Raw genomic sequence first — 23,479 nt, 5'->3', positions numbered from 1 at the left:
TCACATGCGGACCGCCGGCGCGACGAGCGTCAGGTAGTCGCGGACGACGTCCTCGGTCAGGTCGAGCTCCTCGGCGAGCTCCCATGGCTCGTGCGTCCACATCGTCGCGTGTCGCAGCGCCTCCGGGTCGACGAGCAGGCGCGCTGCGAATGCGTTCGCGACCCGTTCGTTGCTCGGCGATCCCGTGCGGTGCCGGTGCACGGCGTGGCCGAGCTCGTGGGCGAGCACGCACCGACGCTCGACCGGGGTGAGGCCGAGCGTGAGCGAGATCGCATGGTGGTCGGCGTCGTAGAGCCCGAGGTAGCCGGGCTCGAGCGATGCCGTGGCGACATGGACGCCGAGGGCGTCGGCAAGGCGCTCGAGGTCAATCAGCGTGGCGCTGCTCGCGACGCTGGGTGCCGCGCTTCGCGGCGATCGGCTGCTCGGCATGGTCCCTCGGCATCGACTCGACGATGCGGCGCACGCTAGCGGGGGCCGCCGACACGTCCGAGTCGCGGGCGTGCCGTGCGAGCACTGCGAGGGCCTCGTCGGCGGCCGCGGCTCGTCGGTCGTGGGGCAATGCGAGCAGCAGGGACTCGATCATCGCCGCCCAGAGCTGCACCTCGACGTCGGCGTCGCTCTCGTCGGTCGCGATCCCGAGCGCACGCAGCAGCCTCCGCAGCACGTCCGCCTGCGGCGCGAAGGCGCCGCGCTCGACGTTGCTGACCGTGGTGCGGTCGACGTCGGCGATCGTCGCGAGCTCGAGCTGCGACATGCCCGCTCGCTGCCGCGAGGGGCGCACGAGCTCGGCGTAGCGCGCGCGCTCCTCGGCGCTCGCACCCTTGAGGTTGATGCTCACGTCGGTGGCCTCCGGCAGGATCTGCGGTCGAGCACGAGCATAGGCGCGTTGTCCACAGGCACGGCGGGCACTCAGCAAGCAGCGTCGAAGACATGCAATGCTCTTCGACATGAGCGAGGTCGAGCGAGTGGGCGCATCCCTGCGCACCCTGCGGGAGTCGGCGGGCATGAGCCAGGACGAGCTCGCGACCGCGATCGGCGTCGGCACCGGCCACCTCCACGCGATCGAGGAAGGTCGCGTCGTGCCATCCGCGGCCTTCCTCGCCTCCGCGGCATCCGCACTCGCCGCCAGGTTGCTCGAGCACCCGCTCGACGACTCGTGAGACGTGCGCGCGTCGACGGCGCGCGCGCACGCGGGGCACCGCGCCGCGTCTCCAGTCGTCACCACGGCCCACGGGCCACGACATGAGCAAGGAACTGCACCATGGACACGATCACGAAGTCCCGGATCGCGACGCGTCGCGACACCCCCGACCCTCGCCGCGCGAGCATCGCGCTCGGCACGGCGCTCGCTGCGAGCGCCGCGCTCCTCGCCGTCGCGGGCGTCTCGCTCGCATGGCTCGTCGGCAGCTTCGGCATCTCGACGGCAGCCGCATCGCAGATCGTCACCGCGATCGAGATCGGCGGCGCCGCCGTCGCGATCATCACGGCGATCCTCGGCGCCGGCGTCGTCGGCATCGTCGTCTCGACGGTGCTCTGGTACCTGAAGCGCAAGCTGCGCGCGCTGGCGATCGCCTGATGCGCCGGGCGCGAGCGCACGCGGGGGCGCGGGCCAAGGTCAGCACGGTCGTCGTGCTGGCGCTGCTCCTCGGTGCGCTCGCGCTCGTGCCCGCCGCGTCGGTCGCCGCGGCGGGCTCCTCCGGGCTCGCGGCGCGCAATGCGGTCGACGTCGCCGCCGGCGACCTCGACGTCATCCACCTCGCGGGCGCGACGTCGTTCGCCGAGATCCTCGCACGCAACCTCTCCGCCGCTGCCCTCCTCGTCGCGGGCGCGCCGCTCGCCGGCGTCCCGACCGTGGGCGGTGGCATCGTCATCGGCTTCGGCGTGGGTGCGGGGATGCGAGCGGTGCTCGAGGCCCTCGGGCCCACGGAGCTCGCCGCGCGCGTGCTGGCCTACGCGCCGCTCGAGCTGCTGGGCATCCTCGGCGCCGCCGCGGCCGGGTTCGCTCCGCTCGTCGCGGTCGTGCTCGATCGCGCACGCCGCGACGGCGGTCGGTGCCTGCGCTCCGCGATCGTCTCCGGCCTCGTCGTCGCTGCGCGCCTCGGCGGGGTCTCGGTCGTCGCCATCGTCGTCGCGGGAGCGGTCGAGGCCGTGCTCGTCGCCAGCTCCTCATCCTGAAGGGAACACCCATGACCATCGATGCTCCTCATGCAAGAGCCACCCCGCGCCTCGACCCGAGCCGCGGCACGTCCATCGCCATCTGGGCGTGCATGATCGCGGTCGTCGCCGTGCTGATCGCCGTGCGACTGCCGCAGCTCGAGCGGCTCGTCACCGAGCGCACGAGCGACCTGCTCGTCGAGCTCGCCGACCCGGAGCTGGGCGCCGCGTCCGTGCGAGTGGGCGCCGTCACCGCCATCGTGCTCTTCATCGCGGTCGGCATCGTGATCGCGCTCGTCGTCGGACTCCTCGAGCGCTGGCTCGGACCGAGGGCCCTCGCGCCGCGGCCGTGGGCGCGTCTCGGGGCAGGCGGTGCGATGGTCGGCCTCGTCGGCATCGGGCTCCAGGTCGCGGCCGTCGCGCTCGCCGTGCCCTCCGTCGAGAAGTCAGCGCTCGTGCTCGTCGGCATCCTTGCGATCGCGGCGCTCATGCCGCTCGCGTTCCGCGACGGCAGGACACGCACGGGCTACCTGCGATCGCTCGCCGTCACCGTCGCCGCAGGGATGCTGCTGTGGCTGCAGTGAGCGCGCGCGGACCGTTCGGCATCCGCGTGCCGCAGTCGCGCACGCTGCTCCGCGGACTCGCGGTCGCCGTGGCGGCGGCGTCGTGCCTCGTCGCGCTGCTCATGGCATCGAGCGGCGCGATCGGAGATGCGTCGAGCCCGACCACGCGCATCCTCGTCGCCGGCTCGGTGCTCGTGACGAGCGCCCTCGGCGCCGTCGGTGGACTGGTGCTGGCGGTCGTCGGGCCGTGGCGCGCGAGAGCGACGACGGCGATCGCGTTCGCCCTCGCGGGCGTCGCGGGAGCAGTGGGCTACGGCGTCGACCTGGCAGGCGGGCCGCTCGCACCCACGGCGCTCACGGTCGTGGTCGCCGTGGCGCTCGTCGTGCACCTGCTGGCCGCGCCGGCGCTCGCCGACGACGAGCCGTGACGCGCACGGTCGTGCACGAGGCGGCGCTGACGCTCGACGTCGCACTGCTGCGGACCGCTGCACGCCGTCTGGGGCGCGACGGTGCGCGACTCGCGACGATCGTCGTCGCGACGTGGGCCACGATCGCCGTCGCAGCGGGTGGCGTCGTGATGGCACTGGGCATCCGGCTCGGCGTCGTGGCGGGGATGCCGGTGGAGCCCGCTCGCGCGATCGTCGTCGCCGCGATGGTCGCGACCGTGGCCGTGAGCCTCGTGCGGTTGGCGTGCGGGACTGGGCTCGCGTCGCGCCTCGCCGCGCCCGACGCCCTGCGTGCGGCGCTCGGCGTGCGGCCTCGGGCGGGCATCGCGCTCGGCGCCGCGGTGCACGTGTGGATGCTCGGCGCCGCGACGCTGCCCCTCGCGGTGACGTGGTCGACCTGGGATGCCGCGCCGGGGGTCGGGCTCTGCGTCTCGGCGGTGGGCGTCGCCGCGCTCGCGGGGTGCCTCCTGCTCGCGTGCGCGTCGTCCGATCGTCGCGCGCTGCGACCGCACGGCGGCGCTGTGCTCGGATCGGTGCATCGTGCCGAGGTCTCGGCCCTGATCGGCGCGGCGACGTTCGGCGCCATGGGCATGCTGCCGACCGCCGCTGCGCTCCGCGACGCGGCGGCGGAGGCGGCGGCTGCGCTCGCAGGCGCAGGCGCGGGCGTCGCGGCGAGCGCGGTCGTGGCCGGCGTCGCGACGATCGTCGCCTCCGACCGGCTCCTCGAGGCAGACGCGCGTTCGCGGCTTCGCCGCGCTCGTGCCCTCCTCGACGCCGGTGCCTCCCGGGCATCCGTCGTCGCGCGGCTCGTGCGTCCCGCGATCGTCGCCTGGGCGCTCCTCGCCGCGTCGGGGTGCGTGGCATCGGCCGTCTGGGGTGCGTCGACGTCGGACGCCGTCGGGGTCGGCGGCGCGATCCTCGCCGTCGGGGCGGCTGCCGCGGCGCTCGCCATGGGCGCCGACGCTCCGGCGAGCCGCGTGGTCGCGTCGGCGATCGTCGTCGCCATCGTCGCGATCGCGCCGGGGTGGTCGACGCTCGCGCTCGCCGCCCTCGCGATCGGAGCGGCCGTCGCGACCACCGCCAGGAGGCTCCGTTGCCCGCCATCGTGACGGCAGGCGTGCGGCTCGCAGTGCCGTACGACGCGGTCGAGGTGCCGGACGTCAGCGTGCACGATCGCGGGGTCACCCTGCTCGAAGGACGCAACGGCAGCGGCAAGTCCGCGTTCGTCGAGCTGTGCGCAGGCACGGTCCGACCTGCGCGGGGGAGCGCGAGGGTGCTCGGCCTCGACCCCGCCGATCCGAGGATCGTGCGCAGCCGCAGCGTCTGCAGGACGCGCGTCGCGCTCGCTCCGGACGCGAGCGTGCGGCAGCACCTCCGGCTGTTCGCGGGAGCGGCGGGCGAGCCCGAGGCGACGTACCTCGAGCGCTTCGCGCTCCACGGCGAGCTCGCCTGGCTCGACGTGCCCGCGGCTCGCCTGTCGACGGGACTCGCCCGCCTCGCATGGGTCGTGCTCACCACCACGCCGCAGCGCGACCTCGTGCTGCTCGACGAGCCGTTCCTCGGGCTCGACGCAGTGGCCCAGGACATCCTCGTCCGCGAGCTCGACGGATGGGCGCAGTCGTCGGCGGTGCTGCTCGTCGACCACGATGCCGAGCGTCCATGGTCGGATCGAGTCGATCGCATCCGGATGGGCGAGGTCGCGTGAGCGCCATCGAGGTCGAGGGCCTCGGTGCGACGTTGGGTGCGCGCTGCGTGCTCGACGACGTCGCGTTCGCCGTGCCGTGGGGGAGCGTCACCGGCTTCCTCGGCGTGAACGGCGCCGGCAAGAGCACCACGATCCGGGCCATGGTCGGGCTCGTCGCGCGGCACGGGGTCGTGCGGGTCGCGGGCGCCGACCCGCTGCGGATGCCGAACCAGGCCCGCGTCCTCGGCGTCGCCTTCGACGAGCTCATGGCCGATCCGCAGCACACGACGCTGGGGCATCTGCAGCAGCTGGCCGTCCGCGCTGGCGTCGACGGCACGCGCGCGAACGCGGCGCTCGAGGCGGTGGGACTGGCGAGCCACGAGGCAGGGCGAGGGCGACGTCCGCCACGCATCGCGGCGCTGTCGCTGGGCATGCGCAAGCGGCTCGCGATCGCGGGCGCTCTCGTGGCAGGGCCTCGCGTGCTCGTGCTCGACGAGCCGTTCGACGGGCTCGACCCCACGGGTCGGCGCTGGCTGCGCGAGCTCGTGCGCGAGCACGCGGATCGCGGCGGTGCCGTGCTGCTGTCGGCGCACGGACTCGACGAGATCGCGAGCGTGCTCGACGACGTCGTGGTGCTCGACGCGGGGCGTGTGCGGTTCGCGGGGACCACGCGCGCGCTGCTCGCGCCGACGGCGTCGTTCGTCGTCGTGCGTTCGCCCGACGCCGCCGCCCTGCGTGCGGCGCTCGAGGCGGGCGGGGCGAGCGTCGAGGTGGTCGGCACCGGCGTGCTGCACGTCAGGGGCTCGACCACGGAGGCCGTCGCACGGGTCGCCCTCGATCGGCGCCTGCTCGTCGTCGAGCTCACGACGGCCGAGCAGACGTTGAGCGATGCGTTCGTCGCGGCGATCGGACGCGCGTGAGACGGGGCATCCGACGGCCGACCTGGCGCGCCGCGATGCGTGCCGAGGTGCTGCGGCTGCGCGGCGGCCGGCGCATCGCCGTGATCGTCGCGGTCGCGATCGCCGCGACGGTCGCGTCGGCCCTCAGCACCGCGCTGCTCGTCGGCGCCCTCGCCCCTGACCCGCTCGAGGCGAGCGTCGTCGCGGTGCATCGTGGCTCGGCGGCCGCGCTCGCCGTCGCCCTCGCCGTCGGTCTCCTCGTGGGAGCCGACCACCGGCTCGGCACGGCGAGCCTCGCCTGGATGCAGCTGGGTGGCAGGCGGAGGCTCGTCGTCGTCGCGGGCGTGCAGACGGCGCTCGCCGCGATCCTCGCGCTCGCGTCCGGTGGCGTCGCGCTCGCCATCGTCGGCGCGCTCGCCGGAGCGGCGCTGGAAGCCGTGCCGCTCGTGCTCGTCGCCCACGTCGCCCTCATGATGCTGTGGTCGACGTGGCTGACGTGCTCCGTCGTCATCACGCGATCGCAGCTCGTGACGATCGCTGTCGGGATCGTCGGACCGGTCGTCGTCGAGCCCGCTGTCGCGGGCGCGCTCGCCGCCGCGGGAGCACGAGGGTTCGAGCGCCTGCTGCCGTCGACGGCCCTGCGGATGCTCGGCGAGCTCGCGGCCACCGACGACCGCGTCGTGCTCGCGTCGACGGCGGCCGGCGACGCCTGGATCCTGCCGTGCGTCGTCGTCGGCTGGTCCGTGCTCCTCATGGGCCTCGCGTGGCGCAGCGCAGCCCGCGCGCCCTGACGAGCGAGACCGGTTCCATCGCGTGCTGCGCGGCGTCGCAAGTCGGCGTCGCGACGGGGTCCGGAGTGCTAGGTTCATCACCGAGATTCCCGCAGATCAGGAGCACCCAATGGCCGAGCGCACCGTCACCGTCGCATCCTCGCAGGGCCTGCACGCCCGCCCCGCATCGCTGTTCACCCAGGCAGCCGCGAAGGCGTCGTCGCCCGTCACCATCGCGAAGGGCGACAAGCAGGTCAACGCTGCCTCCATCCTCTCGGTGATCTCGCTGGGCGTCGCCAAGGGCGACACCGTGGTGATCGCGAGCGACGACGAGGCGACCCTCGACGCGCTCGAGGAGCTGCTCAACACCGACCACGACGCCTGATCCCACCCCTGCACCAGAGAGGTCGACGATGACCGCCACCGCAACCCAGGTCGAGCAGAGGGGCGGCGCGCGAGTCGCCGTCCAGAAGTTCGGCACGTTCCTGTCGGGCATGATCATGCCCAACATCCCCGCGCTCATCGCGTGGGGCATCCTCACGGCACTCTTCATCCCGGACGGCCCATTCCCGAACGGCGGCATCACCGACTTCGTCGTCGGCCCCGTCATCCACTACCTGCTGCCGCTGATCATCGCGAACACCGGTGGTCGCATGGTCTACGACCAGCGCGGTGGCATCGTCGCGACGGTCGCGACCGGTGGTGCCATCGGTGGCGCGGACTACATCGCGTCGCTCGTGCCCGACGGTCCGTCGTCGCCGCACATGTTCATCGGCGCGATGATCCTCGGCCCGCTCTCCGCGTGGGTCATGAAGTCGCTCGACCGACTGTGGGACGGCAAGATCCGGGCCGGCTTCGAGATGCTCGTGAACATGTTCTCGGCGGGCATCGTCGCGTTCCTCATGGCGCTGTTCGGCTTCTTCGTCATCGCGCAGGTCGTCACGTTCATCATGCGCGTGCTGGGCGGCGCGGTCGGATTCCTCGTGGACTCGGGACTGCTGCCGCTCGCGAGCATCATCATCGAGCCTGCGAAGGTCTTCTTCCTCAACAACGCCCTGAACCACGGCGTGCTCACGCCGCTCGGCGTGCAGCAGGCGTCGGAGACCGGCCAGTCGATCTTCTTCCTGCTCGAGGCGAACCCGGGCCCCGGCCTCGGCGTGCTGCTGGCGTTCACGTTCTTCGGCGTCGGCGTCTCGCGCGCCACGGCACCGGGTGCGGCGATCATCCACTTCTTCGGCGGCATCCACGAGGTCTACTTCCCGTACGTCCTCGCGAAGCCCCAGCTGCTGCTCGCCATGATCCTCGGTGGCGCCTCGGGCGTCGCGACGAACGCGATCCTCGGTACCGGCCTCGGCTTCCCCGCCGCGCCGGGCTCGATCATCGCCGTCGCCACGGCGGCCGTCTCGGTCTCGGTGATGAACCTCGTCGGCGTGCTCGCGTCGGTGGTCGTCTCCGCGACGGTCACCTTCCTCGTCGCGTCGGTGATCCTGCGTGCGTCGCGCAAGCGCGACCTCGAGCGCGAGGCAGCCGGTGCCGATGACTTCGGTGCCGCGGTCGCGCAGACGCAGGCGAACAAGGGCAAGGACTCGTCGGTGCTCTCCGGCCTCGTCGGCGGTGCAGCCGCAGGCGGCGTCGCGACCGCGACCCTCGCGGGTCCGATCACGAAGATCGTGTTCGCGTGCGACGCGGGCATGGGCTCGAGCGCCATGGGCGCCTCGGTGCTGCGCAACAAGATCAAGCAGGCCGGCTTCGGCGACGTGACGGTGACGAACCTCGCCATCGCGAACCTCGACCAGTCGCCCGACGTGATCGTGACGCAGAAGGAGCTGACCGACCGCGCCAAGCAGCGCACCCCCGGTGCCGTGCACGTGTCGGTCGACAACTTCATGAACAGCCCGAGGTACGACGAGGTCGTGCAGCTCGTGGCGCAGAGCCGTGAGGCGGCACCCGCCGCCGAGGCTCCCGCGGCATCCGCTGCCGCGCCGGCGACCGCTGCAGCGGCCGACGACGTGCTGACGCTCGAGCGCATCACGGTGACGCCGACCGCGCTCACGAAGGATGCCGCCATCCAGGAGGCCGCCGACGCGCTCGTCGCCGCAGGCGCCGTCACGCCCGCCTACGCGGACGCGATGCGTGAGCGCGAGGCGACCGTGTCGACGTACATGGGCAACCTGCTCGCGATCCCGCACGGCACGAACGAGGCGAAGGGCGAGGTGCTCGCATCCGCGATCTCGGTCGCTCGCTACCCCGCGCCGATCTCGTGGGATGGCAACGACGTGCGCTTCGTCGTCGGCATCGCAGGCAAGGACGGCGGGCACCTCGAGATCCTCGCGAAGATCGCCACGGTCTTCAGCGACGAGGCCGAGGTGCAGCGTCTCCTCGACGCGCCCGACGAGCAGGCGATCCTCGACATCCTGGGAGCGGTGAACGGCTGATGCGGGCAGTCCACTTCGGTGCCGGCAACATCGGCCGCGGGTTCGTCGGGCTGCTGCTCCACGAGGCCGGCTATCACGTGACGTTCGTCGACGTGAACGCCGAGCTCATCGGGATGCTGCAGTCGGCGGACGCGTACACCGTCACCGAGGTGGGCCCCCAGGCGACGACGCACGTCGTCACGGGCTTCGACGCCATCGACTCCCGTGCCGACGAGGCGGGCGCCATCGCGGCGATCGCCGCGGCGGACGTCGTCACGTGCGCCGTGGGTCCCACGGTGCTGCGCTTCATCGCGCCCGTCATCCGGGCGGGCCTCGCCGCCCGCCCGGATGACGCGGCGCCGCTCACGGTCATGGCGTGCGAGAACGCCATCGGCGCGACCGACACGCTCGCGGGCTTCGTGCTCGAGGGCGCCGAGGGCCTCGCCGAGCGGGCCGTGTTCGCGAACACGGCCGTCGACCGCATCATCCCGGCGCAGGATGCGTCGGGCGTCGACGTGGTCGTCGAGGACTTCTTCGAGTGGTCGATCGACCGCACGCCCTTCGCGGGCGCCGAGCCCGCGATCCCGGGCGCGCACTTCGTCGACGACCTCACGCCGTGGATCGAGCGCAAGCTGTTCACGGTGAACACCGGGCACGCGACGACGGCGTACCACGGCTACCTCGCGGGTGCCGAGACCATCGCCGACGCACTCGACCTGCCCGCCGTGCGGGCAGAGGTCGAGGCGGCGCTCGCCGAGACGAGCGCCCTGCTCGTCGACCGCTTCGGGCTCGACGCCGACGAGCACGCCGCGTACGTCGCGCGGGCCATCCAGCGCTTCGAGAACCGGGCGCTGCCCGACACGTGCGCACGCATCGGCCGCCAGCCGCTGCGCAAGCTCTCGCGCGACGAGCGCTTCATCCGCCCGGCAGCCGGCCTCGCCGAGCAGGGCTCCGACCCTGCGGCGCTCCTGCGCGCCGTCGGTGCGGCGCTCGCGTTCGACGTCGCCGACGACGAGCAGGCCGTCGAGCTGCAGCGCCTGCTGGGCGAGCTCGAGCCCGCGGCGTTCGTCGCCGAGGTGTGCGGCATCGCCGACGGCCACCCGCTGCAGCCCGCGCTCGTCGCGGTCGTCGCAGCGCGCTGAGTCGTCCGCGCGGCGTCGCGCTCCCAGGCTGCGCGCCTACGATGGCAGCATGCCGTCGCGCTCCGAGCAGCCTCCGCTCGTGACCGTGCGCGCGCTCGTCTGATGCCCATCGCACGCGGCGTCTCGGGTCGCGCGAGCGCGACGCCGAGGCCCAGGCTGCTGTACGGCTGGGACATCGAGGACGAGCAGATCGAGCTCGCCCTCCTGCCGCCGTCGAGCCGCGTGCTCGCCGCCGCGGGAGCCGGCGAGCTCGTCGCGCACCTCGCGGCCGCCGGCCACGAGGTCGTCGCGGTGACGGCCAACCGCGAGCAGCTCGAGTACGCACGCCGCCGCTCGTCGGGCGGACCGTTCGAGGTGGGCTCGGCCGAGCGCGTGCTCGACGCCGGCAGGAAGCTCATCCGAGCCGCGAGCCCCGCGTGGCACCGTCGCCGCGTGCGGAGCCTGCTCACCGACGCGTCGCCGCAGCGCGTGCAGCAGCAGTGGCGGCAGCGGTTCGACAACCGCACGTTCCGCAGCGTGCTGCACGCGACGATGGCGCCAGCCGGCATGCTCGCCGCCGCGATCCAGCGCGACTTCTCGACCGTGCTGCCCGCGCACTTCACCGACACCGTGCGCGCGCGGCTCGACGCGCGCCTCGGCATGCATCCCTCGCCGGGCAATCGCTTCGCGTGGCGCCTGCTGGCGGGGGAGGACCCGCCCGGCTACGCCCCGCCCGTCGCGCCCGATGGCGCCATCGACTTCGTCGCGTCGGATGCGCTGAGCCACCTCGAGTCCGTCGCCCCCGCGTCGTACGACGCCGTGACGCTGTCGAACGTCGCCGACGGCACGCGCGCCGACGTGGTCGAGCGCCTCGGACGAGCGGCGCGACGCGCGGTCGTGCCCGGTGGCCCCATCATCGTGCGCTCGTTCGCTCCCACCGCCGATGCCCGGGCGAGCGCCCTCGCCGACGACGATCGCAGCCTCGTGTGGGGCGGCATCCACGTGCAGCACTGACGCGACACGCCCGACTTGCAGCGACGCGCGATGCGCGCGTACAGTAGACCCTTGGTGTCGTGGCACGACTGTGCCATGCCACTCGCATGACCAGCACACCAACGAGACCTGCAGACGAGGCTATGGCTAAGAAGGACGGCGTCATCGAGATCGAGGGCTCGGTGATCGAGAACCTCCCCAATGCGATGTTCCGCGTGGAGCTCACCAACGGGCACGTCGTCCTCGCGCACATCTCGGGGAAGATGCGGCAGAACTACATCCGCATCCTGCCCGAGGACCGAGTGATCGTGGAGCTCAGCCCCTACGACCTCACGCGCGGCCGCATCGTCTACCGGTACCGCTGATCGGCTGAGAAGGAACGGCTCCGCCCGGAGCACGAGGCCAGCGAGAAGAGAAGAACATGAAGGTCAACCCCAGCGTCAAGCCCATCTGCGACAAGTGCAAGGTCATCCGCCGGCACGGTCGCGTGATGGTGATCTGCTCGAACCCCCGCCACAAGCAGCGGCAGGGTTGAGCGCGAAGCGCGCAATGCGACGAAGTCGCGGTGCGCGCGCAGCGCTCAAGGTCGAGGAGCGCGCGAGCGAAGCGAGCACGCGTCACGAGACCTGACCCAGCGGGACGAACGTCCCGCGAAGGTCGAAGCACCACCGGCCAGGAGGCCGTGACAACTCCACACACAAGCACCGCAAGAACCGGACCCGAGAGGGCGAGGCGACACCCAGGGGCGGAGAGGCCCTGGCACCGCGGATTGCACCACACCTCCCATGACTCCGAGAAGGAGCACAGATGGCACGTCTTGCAGGCGTCGACATCCCGCGCGACAAGCGCGTGGTGATCGCGCTCACCTACATCTACGGCGTCGGACGTACGCGTTCCGTCGAGACGCTCGAGGCCACCGGCATCGACCAGAGCATCCGCGTCAAGGACCTCACCGACGAGCAGCTTGGTGCGCTCCGCGACCACATCGAGAACTACAAGGTGGAGGGTGACCTCCGCCGCGAGGTCGCAGCCGACATCCGCCGCAAGGTCGAGATCGGCTCGTACGAGGGCATCCGCCACCGCCGCGGCCTGCCCGTGCGCGGTCAGCGCACCAAGACCAACGCGCGCACCCGCAAGGGCCCCAAGCGCACCGTCGCCGGCAAGAAGAAGGCCCGCTAAGGGCCCCGGGAGGTAGAGGAACATGGCAGCTCCCAAGTCCGCAGTGCGCAAGCCGCGCCGCAAGGACAAGAAGAACGTCCCCGTCGGTCAGGCGCACATCAAGTCGACCTTCAACAACACCATCGTGTCGATCACCGACACGACCGGTGCCGTCATCTCGCAGGCCTCGGGCGGCGCGATCGGCATGAAGGGCTCGCGCAAGTCGACGCCCTACGCCGCGCAGCTCGCTGCCGAGTCGGCTGCGCGTCAGGCGCAGGACCACGGCATGAAGAAGGTCGACGTGTTCGTGAAGGGCGCAGGCTCGGGTCGCGAGACCGCGATCCGCTCGCTCCAGGCCACCGGCCTCGAGATCGGCGCGATCCACGACGTCACGCCGCAGGCGCACAACGGCGTTCGTCCGCCGAAGCCCCGCCGCAACTGACCCATCGACGCGCGGAGGGCTTCCGAGCCCTCCGCGCGTCGCACCCTGTCGCCATCTCATCCCATCGCGAGTCATATAGCGGACTCGCAGAACAGGAAGCCATACCGTGCTGATCGCCCAGCGCCCGACCGTCTCCGAAGAGGTCCTCTCGGAGCACCGCTCGCGGTTCACCATCGAGCCGCTCGAGCCCGGATTCGGGTACACCCTCGGCAACTCCCTCCGCCGCACGCTCCTCTCGTCGATCCCCGGCGCTGCCGTCACCGGCATCCGCATCGACGGCGTGCTCCACGAGTTCACGACCATCCAGGGCGTGAAGGAGGACGTGACCGAGATCATCCTCAACCTCAAGGGCCTCGTCGTCTCGTCGGAGCACGACGAGCCGATCGTCGCCTACCTCTCGAAGCAGGGTGCAGGCAGCGTCACCGCCGCCGACATCACGGCTCCGGCCGGCGTCGAGATCCACAACCCCGAGCTCGTCATCGCCACGCTCAACGACAAGGCGAAGTTCCAGCTCGAGCTCACGATCGAGCGTGGCCGCGGCTACGTGTCGGCCGCGCAGAACCGCGACGAGTTCGCGGAGGCCGGCTCGATCCCGATCGACTCGATCTACTCGCCCGTGCTCAAGGTCACCTACCGCGTCGAGGCGACGCGTGCCGGTGAGCGCACCGACTTCGACTCGCTCGTGGTCGACGTGGAGTCGAAGCCGGCGATCTCGCCGCGCGACGCCGTCGCGTCGGCCGGTCGCACGCTCGTCGAGCTGTTCGGCCTGACCCGCGACCTCAACGCCGCGGCAGAGGGCATCGAGATCGGCCCCGCTCCGGCAGCGGAGCAGCTCTCGGGCGAGCTCGGCACGCCGATCGAGGAGCTCGACCTCTCGGTCCGCTCGTACAACTGCCTCAAGCGCGAGGGCATCAACACGGTGTCCGAGCTCGTGGCGCTGAGCGAGACGCAGCTCATGAACATCCGCAACTTCGGCCAGAAGTCGGTGGACGAGGTCAAGGACAAGCTCACCGAGCTCGGCCTCTCGCTCAAGGACGCGGTGCCCGGCTTCGACGGCGCCCACTTCTACGGCTACGACGACGAGGAAGCCCTCTAAGGGCTCCCGGGAAGACCAAGGAGCATCACCATGCCCAGGCCCACGAAGGGACCCCGCCTCGGAGGCGGACCGGCGCACGAGCGCCTGCTGCTCGCGAACCTCGCGGCTGCGCTGTTCACGCACAAGGCGATCACGACGACCGAGACGAAGGCCAAGCGCCTGCGTCCCGTCGCCGAGCGCCTCGTCACGTTCGCGAAGCGCGGCGACCTGCACGCGCGTCGCCGCGTCCTCGCCGTGATCGGCGACAAGGGCGTCGTGCACGAGCTGTTCGCCGAGATCGCCCCGCTCGTCGCGGAGCGCGAGGGTGGCTACACGCGCATCACGAAGCTCGGCTTCCGCAAGGGCGACAACGCCCCCATGGCGCGCATCGAGCTCGTGCTCGAGCCCGTGCAGAAGAAGGGCTCGAAGTCGAAGAACGCCGCCGCTGCTGCGACGGCCGCCGCCGACCAGGAGGCCGCTGCCGCTGCCGCCGCGACCGAGGCCGACGAGGCTGCGATCGAGGAGCCCACGGAGACGACCGAGGAGGTCGTCGAGGCAGACACGGCTGCTGCGCCCGAGGCGGACGCCGCCGAGGCTGCGGAGCCGGCCGACGAGGCCAAGGACGAGACCAAGTAGGTCACGGACCGACCGTCACGAGGGCGGGAGCGCGATGCGCTCCCGCCCTCGTCGCATGTCCGGGCGGTGCCGGACGGCCGCTGCGCGGTGGCGTCCTGGCAAGGGCGCTGCATCGCAGCGGTGCCCGTGGCGCCCGTGCTGGGGTGCGGGGCCGCTAGGCCGGGACCGACAGCTTGACGAGCGCGGCGAGCCGGTCGATCGACGCCTGCACCGCGCCGACGTAGAGCTGCGAGCCCTCGTGGCCGGGGTGGATGCGGTCGCCGGCGAGCAGGTCGAGCCGCGGCGAGATGGCCGCGTTCCACTCGGCGACGTCGACCCGGTGGCTCGCGTCGGCGGCGGCGCGCAGCGCGGCGTTGACGTCGGCGGTCCAGCCGCGCTCGGCGTAGGCGTCGACGAGCACGATGCGGTGGCCGCGGCCCGCGAGGTCGAGCAGCGCCTGCACGTCGGCGGGGTCGACGGCGCCGTTGGTGCCGAGGCCGACGACGATCCACTCGCGCAGCGCGCCCTGGGCCTCGAGCGCGAGCAGCGCATCCACGCCGTCGTGGAGCCTGCGCGACACCGCGGCGTCGATCTGGATGCCGGGCAGCGCCGCCTGGAGCTCGTCGGCCGACGCGAGCATGACGGAGTCGCCGACGGCGACGATCTCGTCGCCCGTGGGCGTCGCGGACTGCGGCTCGGGCGCCGGCTCCGATGCCTCGGCCTCCTCGGACGCTGCTGCGGGCGCGGGGGAGGGGCCGTCGGGCACGGCAGGCTCCGAGGTCTCGAGCGAGGCGAGGCCCGAGCCGATCGTGGCGGATGCCGACGACTCGGCGGGCGCCTGCGCGACGGCGACGGTCGTGCCTGCGACGCTCGCGACCGCGACGAGGGCGGCGGTGGCCGTCACGGCGAGGCCGCGCGCGCCGCGCCGCGCGCGGGTGCGCCACGCGTCGACGACCGCCACGAGCCCGTGCCTGCGGATGGGCTGCTCGACGACGCGGTACGACACGGCGGCGAGCGCGAGCGTCGCGGCGACGACCGCGGCGGCGACGACGGGCCGCGGCGCCATGGGCCAGGCCGCGAGCGTCAGGAGCAGCAGTGGCCAGTGCCAGAGGTAGATGGCGTACGAGCGCTCGCCGATCCAGGCGAGGGGACGCGCGTCGAGCGCCCGGCCGAGCCACGAGCCGGGCGCGACGCCGCCGACGATCGCGGCGACGGTCGCGACGCTCGCGGCGGCGAGCCCGCCGCCCGTCGCGGCGCCCGACCCGTCCGCGAGCGCGACCGCGAGCACGAGCGCTGCGGCGACGCCCGCGAGGCCCACGATCGGCAGGACGCGCAGGGCGAGCGGATGCCACGCCTCGCGCTCGGCGGGCCACGACGCGGCGACGAGCGCGAGCGCTGCGCCGAGCAGCAGTCCGAAGGCGTGGGTGTCGGTGCCGAGGTAGGCGCGGTCGACGTCGGTGCCGCCGACGACGGCCATCGCGACCGCCGACGCCGCGGCGAGCGCGACGAGCACGCCCACGGCGACGGCGCGCGGCAGGCGCACGTGCGCCAGCAGGGCGAGCGGCCACACGAGGTAGAACTGCTCCTCGACCGCGAGCGACCACAGGGTGCGCAGCAGCTGCGGCGTCGTGGACGCGACGTACGAGTCGCCCGCTGCGATCGCGACCCAGTTGCTCGAGAACGTCGCGGCGCCGACGAGCTGCCTGCCGAGGCCCACGAGCACGTCGCCGCCCACGATCGCCGCGAGCGCGCACGAGGCGAGCACCACGACGACGAGCGCCGGCAGCAGGCGCCGCGCACGCCGCATCCAGAACGTGCCGAGCGACCACGTGCCCGCGCGGCGGTCGCGCAGCAGCAGCGTCGTGATGAGGAAGCCCGACAGCACCAGGAACACGTCGACGCCCAGCAGGCCGCCCGGCACCACGTCGGGGGCGACGTGGTACGCGACGACGAGGGCCACGGCGATGGCGCGGAGGCCGTCGAGCCCGCCGAGTCGGCGGTCGGCGAGCAGCGCATCGGAAGGCGGGCGGAGCATGATCGATCGGCCATGCTACCGGCGTCGCGCCGGTACCGTGGCCTCATGCCCCGCGTCCGTCTCGACCTCGCGTACGACGGCACCGACTTCGCAGGCTGGGCGGCGCAGCCGGGTCTGCGCACGTGCCAGGGCGTGCTCGAGCAGGCGCTCGCGACGGTCGTGCGACGACCCGTGCGCGTCACCGTCGCAGGCCGCACGGATGCGGGCGTGCACGCGTCGGGCCAGGTCGCGCACGTCGACCTCGACGAGGCGCCCGATCCGCGCCTCGCGCATCGGCTCTCGTCGCTCGTGCCAGAGCGCGACCTCGTCGTGCGCTCGGTCGCCGTCGCGCCCGAGGGCTTCGACGCGCGCTTCTCGGCCGTGCATCGGCGCTACGAGTACCGCATCCAGACCCGCGTCGCCGATCCGCTCGCGCGTCGCACGAGCGCGTTCGTGCCGCGGGCGCTCGACGACGCCGCCATGCAGCGCGCCGCCGACGTGCTCGTGGGGCTGCACGACTTCGCCGCGTTCTGCAAGCCGCGCGAGGGCGCGACGACCATCCGCTCGCTGCAGTCGTTCACGTGGCAGCGACAGGGCGACCTGCTCGTCGCGACGGTGCAGGCCGACGCGTTCTGCCACTCGATGGTGCGCTCGCTCGTCGGCGCGTGCGTCGCGGTGGGCGAGGGGCGGCTGGGGCTCGCGGAGGCGGCGGCGCTGCTCGACGCCGACGGCCGGTCGAGCGCGTTCCGCATGATGGCGGCCGCGGGCCTCACGCTCGTCGAGGTCGGCTACCCCGCCGACGCCGAGCTCGCGGCGCAGGCCGAGCGCGCGAGGGCGCGCCGCACGGCCGACGACGTCACGGCAGCAGCAGGCGCCTGAGGTCGTCGACGGCGTCGACGACGTGCGCGGCGCCCGAGGCCTCGAGCTCGGTGCGCGAGCCGTATCCCCACGTCACGCCGATGCCGGTCACGCCTGCCTCGAGCGCTCCCTCGACGTCGTGCCTGCGGTCGCCCACCATGACGACGGCGGGGGAGGCGTCGACGCCGAGCTCCGCGAGCGCGCGGGCGATGAGCGGCGCCTTCGACAGGCCGTCGTCGCTCGCGATGCGGCCGTGCACGGCGCCGAGCGCGTCGCGCAGGCCGAGGTGCTCGGCGACGGCCTCCGCATCCTCCTGCAGCTTGAACGTGAGGATGCTCGTCGGCACCCCCGCGGCGTGCAGGTCCGCGATCAGGTCTGGGATGCCCGGGTACACCTCCTGGTCCCAGAGCCCGCCGCCGTCGACGAGGTGCTCGCGGAACAGCGCGACGCCCCGCTCGACCGTCGCGGCGTCGTGCCCGCGCTCCGCGAGCGTCGTGGCCGTGGGCGGTCCGAGCCAGCGGCGCAGCTCGTCGTCGGCGGGCACGGGCCACCCGAGCCCGGCGTGCATGTGCCGCAGCGACGCCACGAGCCCGGGGGCGGAGTCGCTGAGGGTGCCGTCGAGGTCGAGGAGCACGGCGGTGGGGCGCATCCGACGATCCTCGCACCTCGCCGCGTGGCTACGATGGACGACGTCGGTTCCGATGGCGAGTGGATGAGGCGACCCCCATGACGGACGTGCAGGAGTTCAAGCAGGCGTTCCGCGGCTACGACCAGCAGCAGGTCGACGCGGAGGTGCAGCGGCTGCGCGACGCCGTCGAGCAGTCGCGTCGCTCGGCGCAGGCCGCGGCGCAGGACGTGCAGGCGCAGTCCGAGCACCACCGCGAGGACATGTCGGCCGCCGAGCAGCGCATCACGCGCCTCGAGGGCGAGCTCATCGAGGTGCGCAGCCGCCTCCAGGCCGCCGAGTCGCGCGCCGAGATCCTGGGCCGCGAGGTGTCGGAGGACGGCGAGGAGCCGCGCTTCGAGGAGATCCTGCGCGTCGCCGAGGAGCAGGCGTCGGCCCTCATCGACAACGCCGTGAAGCAGTCGGAGCGCATCGTCGCCGACGCCACGGGCCAGATCGAGAAGGACCGCAAGGCGACCAAGGAGGAGTCGGACCGCATCCTCGAGGCTGCGAAGCACGAGGAGGCGCAGGCGCGCATCCGCATCGAGACCGAGCGCAGCGCCCACACGGCCGAGCTCGAGTCGCGCGAGGCGAAGCACCAGGAGCGCGTCGCGCAGGCGGAGTCCGAGGCGAGCGTGCTCATCTCCGAGGCCGAGCGCGGCGCATCCGCCCTGCGCCAGCAGTCGACGGCCGAGGCCGACGCGCTCAAGGCCGAGGCCGAGCGCATCCAGCGCGAGTCGAAGGCGCGCCAGCTCGAGCTCGACGCCGCGGCGAAGCGTCGGCAGGAGGAGGCGCAGCAGGAGTTCCTGCGCCTGCACAACCACGCCATCCAGCACGCCGAGCGCATCACGAACGACGCGAACGACAAGGTCGCCTCGGCGCTGCAGCATGCGAACCACATCGCCGAGCAGGCGCAGGCGTTCGAGGACCTCTCGAAGGCGCAGGCCGCGCACGTCGAGCGGCAGGCCGTCGCGAAGGCGAGCGCGATCCTCGGCGAGGCGCGCACGCGTGCGCAGGCCATCGTCGAGTCGGTGCTCGGGCACTCGAAGGAGGTGCTGCACGAGGCGGAGGACCGCGCTCGCACGCTGCGCTTCCAGCAGCAGCAGCTCCAGGGCTTCCGCGCCGAGCTCGGCCAGCTCATGGCGATCGCCGAGTCGACGCGCGCCGCGCTGCCGACGTTCGGCGACGACGTCGCGCGCATCCCGACGCCCGAGGCCTCGGCCCCGGCGCCCGCGGCACCCGTGGTCGAGCCGGCCGACGGCGCCGACGACGTCGCGGACCTCGAGCCCGCGATCGAGCAGGACCCGCACGCGCAGCACGTCGACGTCGCCGACGACCTCGACGACCTCACGATCGTCACGGGCGAGGTCGAGCCCGTCGACGAGCCGTCGGAGGACGGCATCGTGAGCGAGCAGGTCGAGGTCGTGTGGCACGAGGACCGCGACGACGACGGCGACGGCGCCGACCGCTGACGGCCCCGTCGGGCGGCGCGACGCGCCGACCGGCGTCGGATTGACCCGGTCCCCGCGCAGCGGGTACTGTGGACCCTTGGTGCGCGCTGCCTTGCGCGCCCCGAGCTGAGCCCTCCAGCCGGGAGCGTCCCTCACGGGAACCCCATGGAGCGGGATGCACGAACCACTCAACTTCGACACGTGAGGCACACATGACTCGCACCTACTCGCCCAAGGCGAGCGACGTCCAGCACGACTGGGTCGTCATCGACGCCGCAGACGTGGTCCTCGGCCGTCTGGCCAGCCACGCCGCAGCCATCCTGCGCGGCAAGCACAAGGCGACGTTCGCGCCGCACATCGACATGGGCGACCACGTCATCATCGTGAACGCCGACAAGGTGGCGCTCACGGGCCAGAAGCGCGAGCAGAAGCTCGCCTACCGCCACTCGGGCTACCCGGGCGGCCTCAAGGCCACCAGCTACGTCGAGATGCTCGAGAAGCACCCCGTCCGCACGGTCGAGAAGGCCATCCGCGGCATGCTGCCGAAGAACTCGCTCGGCCGCGCCCAGATCAAGAAGCTCAAGGTGTACGCGGGTGCCGAGCACCCCCACGCTGCCCAGCAGCCGACCCCGTACACGTTCGACCAGGTCGCCCAGTAGGCGCGAAGAGGAACTGACAACCATGGCGAAGATCGCAGAGTCCATCGAGACGCCCGAGAGCTTCTCGACCGAGACGCCCGAGGCTGCCGCTCCCCGCGCGCCCCGCGTCCTCACCGTCGGCGGCCAGGCCGTCGGCCGTCGCAAGCAGGCCATCGCCCGCGTGCGCCTCGTCCCCGGCGCCGGCTCGTTCGTCGTGAACGGCCGCACGCTCGAGGACTACTTCCCGAACAAGCTGCACCAGCAGCTCATCAACGACCCGTTCACGGTGCTCGAGCTGGGCGGCTCGTACGACGTCGTCGCACGCATCTCCGGTGGTGGCCCCTCGGGTCAGGCCGGCGCGCTGCGCCTCGGCATCGCGCGTGCGCTCAACGAGATCGACGTCGAGAACAACCGCCCCGAGCTGAAGAAGGCCGGCTTCCTCTCGCGTGACGCCCGCGTCATCGAGCGCAAGAAGGCCGGTCTCAAGAAGGCTCGCAAGGCGCCCCAGTACTCGAAGCGCTGATCTTGTCGCGCCTGTTCGGCACGGACGGAGTCCGTGGCCTTGCTGGTGCCGACATCACGGCCGAGCTCGCGCTGTCCCTCGCTCAGGCGGGGGCGGCCGTGCTCGGCCGTTCCGCGCGTCTGGAGGGTCGTCGCCCGGTCGCCGTCGTCGCCCGCGACCCGCGCGTCTCGGGCGAGTTCATCGTCGCGGCCGTCGCTGCGGGCCTCGCCTCGAGCGGCGTCGACGTGCTCGACGCCGGCGTCATCCCGACGCCCGCGGCGGCGTTCCTCGTCGGCGACGTCGACGCCGACTTCGGCGTCATGATCTCGGCGTCGCACAACCCGGCGCCCGACAACGGCATCAAGTTCCTCGCCCGCGGTGGCGTGAAGCTGCAGGATGCGACCGAGGACGACATCGAGCGCGCGATGGCCGAGCGGCCGACGCGCGTCGTCGGTGGCGAGGTGGGTCGCATCCGTCGGTTCGCCGACGCCGAGGACCGCTACGTCGTGCACCTGCTCGGCACCCTGGACACGCGCCTCGACGGCCTGCACGTCGTGCTCGACTGCGCGAACGGCGCGGCGTCGGGCGTGAGCCCCGACGCGTTCCACGACGCCGGCGCGACCGTGACGGTCATCGGCGCCGACCCCGACGGCATGAACATCAACCGCGACGTCGGGTCGACGCACCTCGAGCTGCTGCAGGAGCGCGTCGTCGCGCTCGGCGCCGACCTCGGCATCGCGCACGACGGCGACGCCGACCGCTGCCTCGCGGTCGACGCGCAGGGCGCGGTCGTCGACGGCGACCAGATCCTCGCGATCCTCGCGGTCTCGGCGAAGGCGCGCGGCGAGCTCGTCGACGACACCCTCGTCGCGACCGTCATGTCGAATCTCGGCCTGCGCCTCGCGATGGCCGAGCACGGCATCGAGCTCGTGCAGACCGCCGTGGGCGACCGCTACGTGCTCGAGGCGCTGGGCGCCTACGGGCTGACGCTCGGCGGCGAGCAGTCGGGCCACGTCATCCTCACGAAGCATGCGACGACGGGCGACGGCGTGCTCACGGGCCTGCACGTGGCGCAGGAGATGGCGCGCACGGGCAAGAGCCTCGCCGAGCTCGCCGGCGTCATGCAGGTGTTCCCGCAGGTGCTCGTCAACGTGCGCGGCGTCGACCGGCTCGGGCTCGCGGCCGACGACGTCATCCAGGCTGCCGTCGCGCGGCACGAGGCGGAGCTCGGCGACTCGGGTCGCGTGCTGCTGCGCCCCTCGGGCACCGAGAAGCTCATCCGCGTGATGGTCGAGGCGCGCGAGCAGCACACGGCCGACGCCATCGCGCACGAGCTCGCGGAGCTCGTGCGGGATCGGCTCGGCACGCCCGCGGAGGCGTAGGGCCGGTCGGCGTCAGCGGGCGCGTGCGCGGTACGCCGCGACGTTGACGCGCGACTGGCACGCCGTCGAGCAGAAGCGGCGCGACCGGTTGCGCGAGAGGTCGAGCATCGGCAGGCCGCAGTCGGGGGCCGCGCAGCGCTTGCATCGCTCGGTCTCCTCGAGGCGGATGAGGTCGACGAACGCGATGGCGGTCTCGACGGCGATGCGCTCGGCGAAGGGGCGCTCGGCGTCGATGGCGTGCAGGTGCCAGTCGAGCCCGTCGTGCCGCACGAGCTGCGGGGCGGCGTCGGCGGTGCGCAGGATGGCGTTCGCGAGCGCGGGCACGTCGTCGCGCTCTGCGTCCCACATCGCGAGCAGCGACGGCACGACGTCGCGCACCTCGCGCGCCTCGGCGTCGTCGTGCGTGCGCGCGCCCGAGTAGAGCATGCCGCCGACGGCGGCGTCGAGGCCGGCGGCGTCGTCGAGCTCCCGCGCGTCGGCAGCCGTCGCGAACGCGACGACGGCGTCGAGCGCCGCGATCGTCTCGGTCGGCAGCCGCAGCGGCGTCACCATGCTGCGATCTCCATCACGCATACGATAGTGTCACGACCGTACGAACGAACGCCCATGACATGAGATCGGACCGGCCATGACCGACCGCCGCGGCCTCGGCCTGCTGCTCTGCCTCGCCGCCGCAGGCGCCTTCGGGTTCTCGGGCATCTTCGCGAGCTCGCTCATCGCCTCCGGCTGGTCGCCCGGCGCCGTCACGACGGCGCGCATCGGCCTCGCCGCCCTCGTCATGCTCGTGCCCTCGCTCCTCGCGCTGCGCGGCCGCTGGTCGACGCTGTGGGCGGGTCGCTGGCAGGTGCTGCTCTTCGGCACCTTCGCCGTCGCGATCTGCCAGCTCGCCTACTTCAGCGCCGTGCAGCGCATCCCGCCGGCGCTCGCGCTGCTCATCGAGTTCCTCGGCCCCGTGCTGCTCGTCGGGTGGACGTGGGCGCGCACGCGCCGCTCGCCTGCCGCGCTCACGCTCGTCGGCGCGGGCGTCGCCGTGCTGGGCCTCGGCCTCGTGTCGGGCGTCGGTCAGGCCGAGGGGCTCGACCCCGTCGGCATCGGGCTCGCGCTCGTCTCGGCCGTCGGCAACGCGGTCTACTGGGCGTCGGCGGCGTCGACGACGCACGGCCTGCCGCCCGTGACCCTCGCGGGTCTCGGGCTCGCGGTCGGCGCGGTGCTGCTGCTCGTCGCCGGCGGCGTCGGGCTGCTGCCCATGACGGTCGTCGCCGCGCCGACGATGCTCGCGGGCGTCGAGGTGCCCGTCGCCGTGACGCTCGGCCTGCTCGTGCTCGTCGCGACCGTCGCCGCCTACGTGCTCGGCGTCACGGGCGTGCGCATGCTCGGCGCCACGGTCTCGAGCTTCCTCGGCTACTCCGAGCCGCTGTTCGGGCTGCTCTGGATGGGCGTGCTGCTCGCGATCGTGCCGTCGCCCGTGCAGTGGGTCGGCGCCGCGGCGATCCTCGCGGGCGTCGTGCTCGTGCGGGCAGGCGAGCTGCGCAGGCCGCGCGCGGAGCGCGACCCGGTGACGGCGCCGCTCGAGCTGCCGATCGTCGTGCCGGAGATGCCCGCGCGCGAGTGAGGCGTCGGTCGGGGGACCGACCGG

The 23,479-nt window shown here is 73.1% G+C and carries 30 protein-coding genes; 25 read left to right on the top strand and 5 right to left on the bottom strand.

Annotated features, from left to right (window positions below; translation table 11 throughout):
* Both BLQ67_RS04920 and BLQ67_RS04915 read right to left on the bottom strand, forming a co-directional pair.
* Complete coding sequence (locus BLQ67_RS04920; protein ID WP_092502990.1) at positions 1-429, bottom strand: ImmA/IrrE family metallo-endopeptidase; 429 nt, start codon at positions 427-429, stop codon at positions 1-3.
* The gene (locus tag BLQ67_RS04915; RefSeq protein WP_197674632.1) at positions 365-838 is read right to left on the bottom strand and encodes a helix-turn-helix domain-containing protein; all 474 of its coding nucleotides are present in this window, start codon (positions 836-838) and stop codon (positions 365-367) included. Before BLQ67_RS04915 ends, BLQ67_RS04920 begins: the two co-directional genes overlap by 65 nt.
* Positions 839-947: 109 nt before the next feature.
* Between BLQ67_RS04915 and BLQ67_RS04910 the strand changes: the two genes are divergently transcribed.
* The 19 genes from BLQ67_RS04910 to rplQ all read left to right on the top strand — a co-directional run bounded on the left by BLQ67_RS04910 (position 948) and on the right by rplQ (position 14,355).
* Entirely contained in the window at positions 948-1,160 is a 213-nt protein-coding gene (locus BLQ67_RS04910; RefSeq protein ID WP_157674675.1) for a helix-turn-helix domain-containing protein, read from the top strand.
* A 101-nt stretch (positions 1,161-1,261) separates the two neighbouring features.
* Complete coding sequence (locus BLQ67_RS04905; RefSeq protein ID WP_092502986.1) at positions 1,262-1,576, top strand: uberolysin/carnocyclin family circular bacteriocin; 315 nt, start codon at positions 1,262-1,264, stop codon at positions 1,574-1,576.
* On the top strand, positions 1,576-2,175 hold the full coding sequence (locus tag BLQ67_RS04900; RefSeq protein WP_092502984.1) for a hypothetical protein: 600 nt from the start codon (positions 1,576-1,578) through the stop codon (positions 2,173-2,175). The genes BLQ67_RS04905 and BLQ67_RS04900 overlap by 1 nt, the downstream gene beginning before the upstream one ends.
* A gap of 92 nt (positions 2,176-2,267) precedes the next feature.
* Positions 2,268-2,738, top strand: a complete 471-nt coding sequence (locus tag BLQ67_RS04895; RefSeq protein ID WP_092502982.1) for a hypothetical protein — start codon at positions 2,268-2,270, stop codon at positions 2,736-2,738.
* Positions 2,726-3,145, top strand: coding sequence for a hypothetical protein (locus tag BLQ67_RS04890; RefSeq protein WP_157674674.1), 420 nt, complete (start codon positions 2,726-2,728; stop codon positions 3,143-3,145). Before BLQ67_RS04895 ends, BLQ67_RS04890 begins: the two co-directional genes overlap by 13 nt.
* Positions 3,142-4,272 (top strand): hypothetical protein, encoded by a 1,131-nt coding sequence (locus BLQ67_RS04885; protein ID WP_092502978.1) that lies wholly within the window; start codon positions 3,142-3,144, stop codon positions 4,270-4,272. Before BLQ67_RS04890 ends, BLQ67_RS04885 begins: the two co-directional genes overlap by 4 nt.
* Entirely contained in the window at positions 4,257-4,868 is a 612-nt protein-coding gene (locus BLQ67_RS04880; RefSeq protein WP_157674673.1) for an ABC transporter ATP-binding protein, read from the top strand. The genes BLQ67_RS04885 and BLQ67_RS04880 overlap by 16 nt, the downstream gene beginning before the upstream one ends.
* A complete protein-coding gene (locus tag BLQ67_RS04875) occupies positions 4,865-5,767 on the top strand; it encodes an ABC transporter ATP-binding protein (RefSeq protein WP_157674672.1) in 903 nt (300 codons plus the stop codon). Before BLQ67_RS04880 ends, BLQ67_RS04875 begins: the two co-directional genes overlap by 4 nt.
* 35 nt (positions 5,768-5,802) lie before the next feature.
* A complete protein-coding gene (locus BLQ67_RS04870) occupies positions 5,803-6,537 on the top strand; it encodes a hypothetical protein (protein WP_092502974.1) in 735 nt (244 codons plus the stop codon).
* 109 nt (positions 6,538-6,646) lie between these two features.
* The gene (locus BLQ67_RS04865; protein ID WP_092502972.1) at positions 6,647-6,901 is read left to right on the top strand and encodes an HPr family phosphocarrier protein; all 255 of its coding nucleotides are present in this window, start codon (positions 6,647-6,649) and stop codon (positions 6,899-6,901) included.
* A 28-nt stretch (positions 6,902-6,929) separates the two neighbouring features.
* Entirely contained in the window at positions 6,930-8,951 is a 2,022-nt protein-coding gene (locus BLQ67_RS04860; RefSeq protein ID WP_092502971.1) for a PTS mannitol transporter subunit IICBA, read from the top strand.
* Complete coding sequence (locus BLQ67_RS04855) at positions 8,951-10,072, top strand: mannitol-1-phosphate 5-dehydrogenase (protein ID WP_092502969.1); 1,122 nt, start codon at positions 8,951-8,953, stop codon at positions 10,070-10,072. Before BLQ67_RS04860 ends, BLQ67_RS04855 begins: the two co-directional genes overlap by 1 nt.
* Positions 10,073-10,174: 102 nt before the next feature.
* Positions 10,175-11,065: a methyltransferase domain-containing protein gene (locus tag BLQ67_RS04850; protein WP_092502967.1), complete on the top strand. Its 891-nt coding sequence runs from the start codon at positions 10,175-10,177 to the stop codon at positions 11,063-11,065.
* 122 nt (positions 11,066-11,187) lie between these two features.
* A complete protein-coding gene (infA, locus tag BLQ67_RS04845; protein ID WP_092502965.1) occupies positions 11,188-11,409 on the top strand; it encodes a translation initiation factor IF-1 in 222 nt (73 codons plus the stop codon).
* Between the two features lie 56 nt (positions 11,410-11,465).
* Complete coding sequence (gene rpmJ / locus BLQ67_RS04840; RefSeq protein WP_056536355.1) at positions 11,466-11,579, top strand: 50S ribosomal protein L36; 114 nt, start codon at positions 11,466-11,468, stop codon at positions 11,577-11,579.
* Positions 11,580-11,851: 272 nt separating this feature from the next.
* A complete protein-coding gene (gene rpsM / locus BLQ67_RS04835; protein WP_092502963.1) occupies positions 11,852-12,223 on the top strand; it encodes a 30S ribosomal protein S13 in 372 nt (123 codons plus the stop codon).
* Positions 12,224-12,245: 22 nt separating this feature from the next.
* Positions 12,246-12,644, top strand: a complete 399-nt coding sequence (gene rpsK / locus BLQ67_RS04830; protein WP_092502961.1) for a 30S ribosomal protein S11 — start codon at positions 12,246-12,248, stop codon at positions 12,642-12,644.
* Between the two features lie 106 nt (positions 12,645-12,750).
* A complete protein-coding gene (locus tag BLQ67_RS04825; protein WP_092502959.1) occupies positions 12,751-13,740 on the top strand; it encodes a DNA-directed RNA polymerase subunit alpha in 990 nt (329 codons plus the stop codon).
* A gap of 30 nt (positions 13,741-13,770) precedes the next feature.
* Positions 13,771-14,355, top strand: coding sequence for a 50S ribosomal protein L17 (rplQ, locus tag BLQ67_RS04820; RefSeq protein WP_092502957.1), 585 nt, complete (start codon positions 13,771-13,773; stop codon positions 14,353-14,355).
* A gap of 154 nt (positions 14,356-14,509) precedes the next feature.
* Here the strand turns inward: rplQ and BLQ67_RS04815 are convergent, their stop codons facing one another.
* The gene (locus BLQ67_RS04815; protein ID WP_092502955.1) at positions 14,510-16,369 is read right to left on the bottom strand and encodes an acyltransferase family protein; all 1,860 of its coding nucleotides are present in this window, start codon (positions 16,367-16,369) and stop codon (positions 14,510-14,512) included.
* Between the two features lie 45 nt (positions 16,370-16,414).
* On the opposite strand from BLQ67_RS04815, the gene truA reads away from it, so the two are divergent.
* Positions 16,415-17,227, top strand: coding sequence for a tRNA pseudouridine(38-40) synthase TruA (gene truA, locus BLQ67_RS04810; protein WP_092502953.1), 813 nt, complete (start codon positions 16,415-16,417; stop codon positions 17,225-17,227).
* Here the strand turns inward: truA and BLQ67_RS04805 are convergent.
* On the bottom strand, positions 17,205-17,855 hold the full coding sequence (locus BLQ67_RS04805) for an HAD hydrolase-like protein (RefSeq protein ID WP_092502951.1): 651 nt from the start codon (positions 17,853-17,855) through the stop codon (positions 17,205-17,207). The genes truA and BLQ67_RS04805 overlap by 23 nt on opposite strands.
* 77 nt (positions 17,856-17,932) lie before the next feature.
* Here BLQ67_RS04805 and BLQ67_RS04800 point away from each other — a divergent pair, with 77 nt between their 5' ends.
* The 4 genes from BLQ67_RS04800 to glmM all read left to right on the top strand — a co-directional run bounded on the left by BLQ67_RS04800 (position 17,933) and on the right by glmM (position 21,843).
* Positions 17,933-19,342 carry a coiled-coil domain-containing protein gene (locus BLQ67_RS04800; protein WP_092502949.1) on the top strand — a complete coding sequence of 470 codons (1,410 nt, stop codon included), beginning with the start codon at positions 17,933-17,935 and terminating at the stop codon, positions 19,340-19,342.
* Between the two features lie 191 nt (positions 19,343-19,533).
* On the top strand, positions 19,534-19,980 hold the full coding sequence (rplM, locus tag BLQ67_RS04795; RefSeq protein WP_092502947.1) for a 50S ribosomal protein L13: 447 nt from the start codon (positions 19,534-19,536) through the stop codon (positions 19,978-19,980).
* Between the two features lie 22 nt (positions 19,981-20,002).
* Entirely contained in the window at positions 20,003-20,482 is a 480-nt protein-coding gene (gene rpsI / locus BLQ67_RS04790; protein WP_092502945.1) for a 30S ribosomal protein S9, read from the top strand.
* A 2-nt stretch (positions 20,483-20,484) separates the two neighbouring features.
* Positions 20,485-21,843 (top strand): phosphoglucosamine mutase, encoded by a 1,359-nt coding sequence (gene glmM / locus BLQ67_RS04785; protein ID WP_092502943.1) that lies wholly within the window; start codon positions 20,485-20,487, stop codon positions 21,841-21,843.
* A gap of 12 nt (positions 21,844-21,855) precedes the next feature.
* Here glmM and BLQ67_RS04780 read toward each other — a convergent pair whose 3' ends face one another.
* Positions 21,856-22,395 (bottom strand): CGNR zinc finger domain-containing protein, encoded by a 540-nt coding sequence (locus BLQ67_RS04780; protein WP_092502941.1) that lies wholly within the window; start codon positions 22,393-22,395, stop codon positions 21,856-21,858.
* Positions 22,396-22,471: 76 nt separating this feature from the next.
* Here BLQ67_RS04780 and BLQ67_RS04775 point away from each other — a divergent pair, with 76 nt between their 5' ends.
* Entirely contained in the window at positions 22,472-23,455 is a 984-nt protein-coding gene (locus BLQ67_RS04775) for an EamA family transporter (RefSeq protein WP_092502939.1), read from the top strand.
* The last annotated feature ends 24 nt before the right edge of the window (positions 23,456-23,479 follow it).

Origin of the sequence: Agrococcus jejuensis (assembly GCF_900099705.1) — a bacterium.
GTDB lineage: Bacteria > Actinomycetota > Actinomycetes > Actinomycetales > Microbacteriaceae > Agrococcus > Agrococcus jejuensis.
This window is presented reverse-complemented; position numbering and strand designations above follow the sequence as displayed.

What these genes read in the sequence shown, in the direction of transcription:
- BLQ67_RS04920 (WP_092502990.1), bottom strand. Translation starts at nt 429, where the DNA reads ATGCCGAGCAGCCGATCGCCGCGAAGCGCGGCACCCAGCGTCGCGAGC.
- BLQ67_RS04910 (WP_157674675.1), top strand. Translation starts at nt 948, where the DNA reads ATGAGCGAGGTCGAGCGAGTGGGCGCATCCCTGCGCACCCTGCGGGAG.
- BLQ67_RS04905 (WP_092502986.1), top strand. Translation starts at nt 1,262, where the DNA reads ATGGACACGATCACGAAGTCCCGGATCGCGACGCGTCGCGACACCCCC.
- BLQ67_RS04900 (WP_092502984.1), top strand. Translation starts at nt 1,576, where the DNA reads ATGCGCCGGGCGCGAGCGCACGCGGGGGCGCGGGCCAAGGTCAGCACG.
- BLQ67_RS04895 (WP_092502982.1), top strand. Translation starts at nt 2,268, where the DNA reads ATGATCGCGGTCGTCGCCGTGCTGATCGCCGTGCGACTGCCGCAGCTC.
- BLQ67_RS04870 (WP_092502974.1), top strand. Translation starts at nt 5,803, where the DNA reads ATGCGTGCCGAGGTGCTGCGGCTGCGCGGCGGCCGGCGCATCGCCGTG.
- BLQ67_RS04865 (WP_092502972.1), top strand. Translation starts at nt 6,647, where the DNA reads ATGGCCGAGCGCACCGTCACCGTCGCATCCTCGCAGGGCCTGCACGCC.
- BLQ67_RS04860 (WP_092502971.1), top strand. Translation starts at nt 6,930, where the DNA reads ATGACCGCCACCGCAACCCAGGTCGAGCAGAGGGGCGGCGCGCGAGTC.
- BLQ67_RS04855 (WP_092502969.1), top strand. Translation starts at nt 8,951, where the DNA reads ATGCGGGCAGTCCACTTCGGTGCCGGCAACATCGGCCGCGGGTTCGTC.
- BLQ67_RS04850 (WP_092502967.1), top strand. Translation starts at nt 10,175, where the DNA reads ATGCCCATCGCACGCGGCGTCTCGGGTCGCGCGAGCGCGACGCCGAGG.
- infA (WP_092502965.1), top strand. Translation starts at nt 11,188, where the DNA reads ATGGCTAAGAAGGACGGCGTCATCGAGATCGAGGGCTCGGTGATCGAG.
- rpmJ (WP_056536355.1), top strand. Translation starts at nt 11,466, where the DNA reads ATGAAGGTCAACCCCAGCGTCAAGCCCATCTGCGACAAGTGCAAGGTC.
- rpsM (WP_092502963.1), top strand. Translation starts at nt 11,852, where the DNA reads ATGGCACGTCTTGCAGGCGTCGACATCCCGCGCGACAAGCGCGTGGTG.
- rpsK (WP_092502961.1), top strand. Translation starts at nt 12,246, where the DNA reads ATGGCAGCTCCCAAGTCCGCAGTGCGCAAGCCGCGCCGCAAGGACAAG.
- rplQ (WP_092502957.1), top strand. Translation starts at nt 13,771, where the DNA reads ATGCCCAGGCCCACGAAGGGACCCCGCCTCGGAGGCGGACCGGCGCAC.
- BLQ67_RS04815 (WP_092502955.1), bottom strand. Translation starts at nt 16,369, where the DNA reads ATGCTCCGCCCGCCTTCCGATGCGCTGCTCGCCGACCGCCGACTCGGC.
- truA (WP_092502953.1), top strand. Translation starts at nt 16,415, where the DNA reads ATGCCCCGCGTCCGTCTCGACCTCGCGTACGACGGCACCGACTTCGCA.
- BLQ67_RS04805 (WP_092502951.1), bottom strand. Translation starts at nt 17,855, where the DNA reads ATGCGCCCCACCGCCGTGCTCCTCGACCTCGACGGCACCCTCAGCGAC.
- BLQ67_RS04800 (WP_092502949.1), top strand. Translation starts at nt 17,933, where the DNA reads ATGACGGACGTGCAGGAGTTCAAGCAGGCGTTCCGCGGCTACGACCAG.
- rplM (WP_092502947.1), top strand. Translation starts at nt 19,534, where the DNA reads ATGACTCGCACCTACTCGCCCAAGGCGAGCGACGTCCAGCACGACTGG.
- rpsI (WP_092502945.1), top strand. Translation starts at nt 20,003, where the DNA reads ATGGCGAAGATCGCAGAGTCCATCGAGACGCCCGAGAGCTTCTCGACC.
- BLQ67_RS04780 (WP_092502941.1), bottom strand. Translation starts at nt 22,395, where the DNA reads ATGGTGACGCCGCTGCGGCTGCCGACCGAGACGATCGCGGCGCTCGAC.
- BLQ67_RS04775 (WP_092502939.1), top strand. Translation starts at nt 22,472, where the DNA reads ATGACCGACCGCCGCGGCCTCGGCCTGCTGCTCTGCCTCGCCGCCGCA.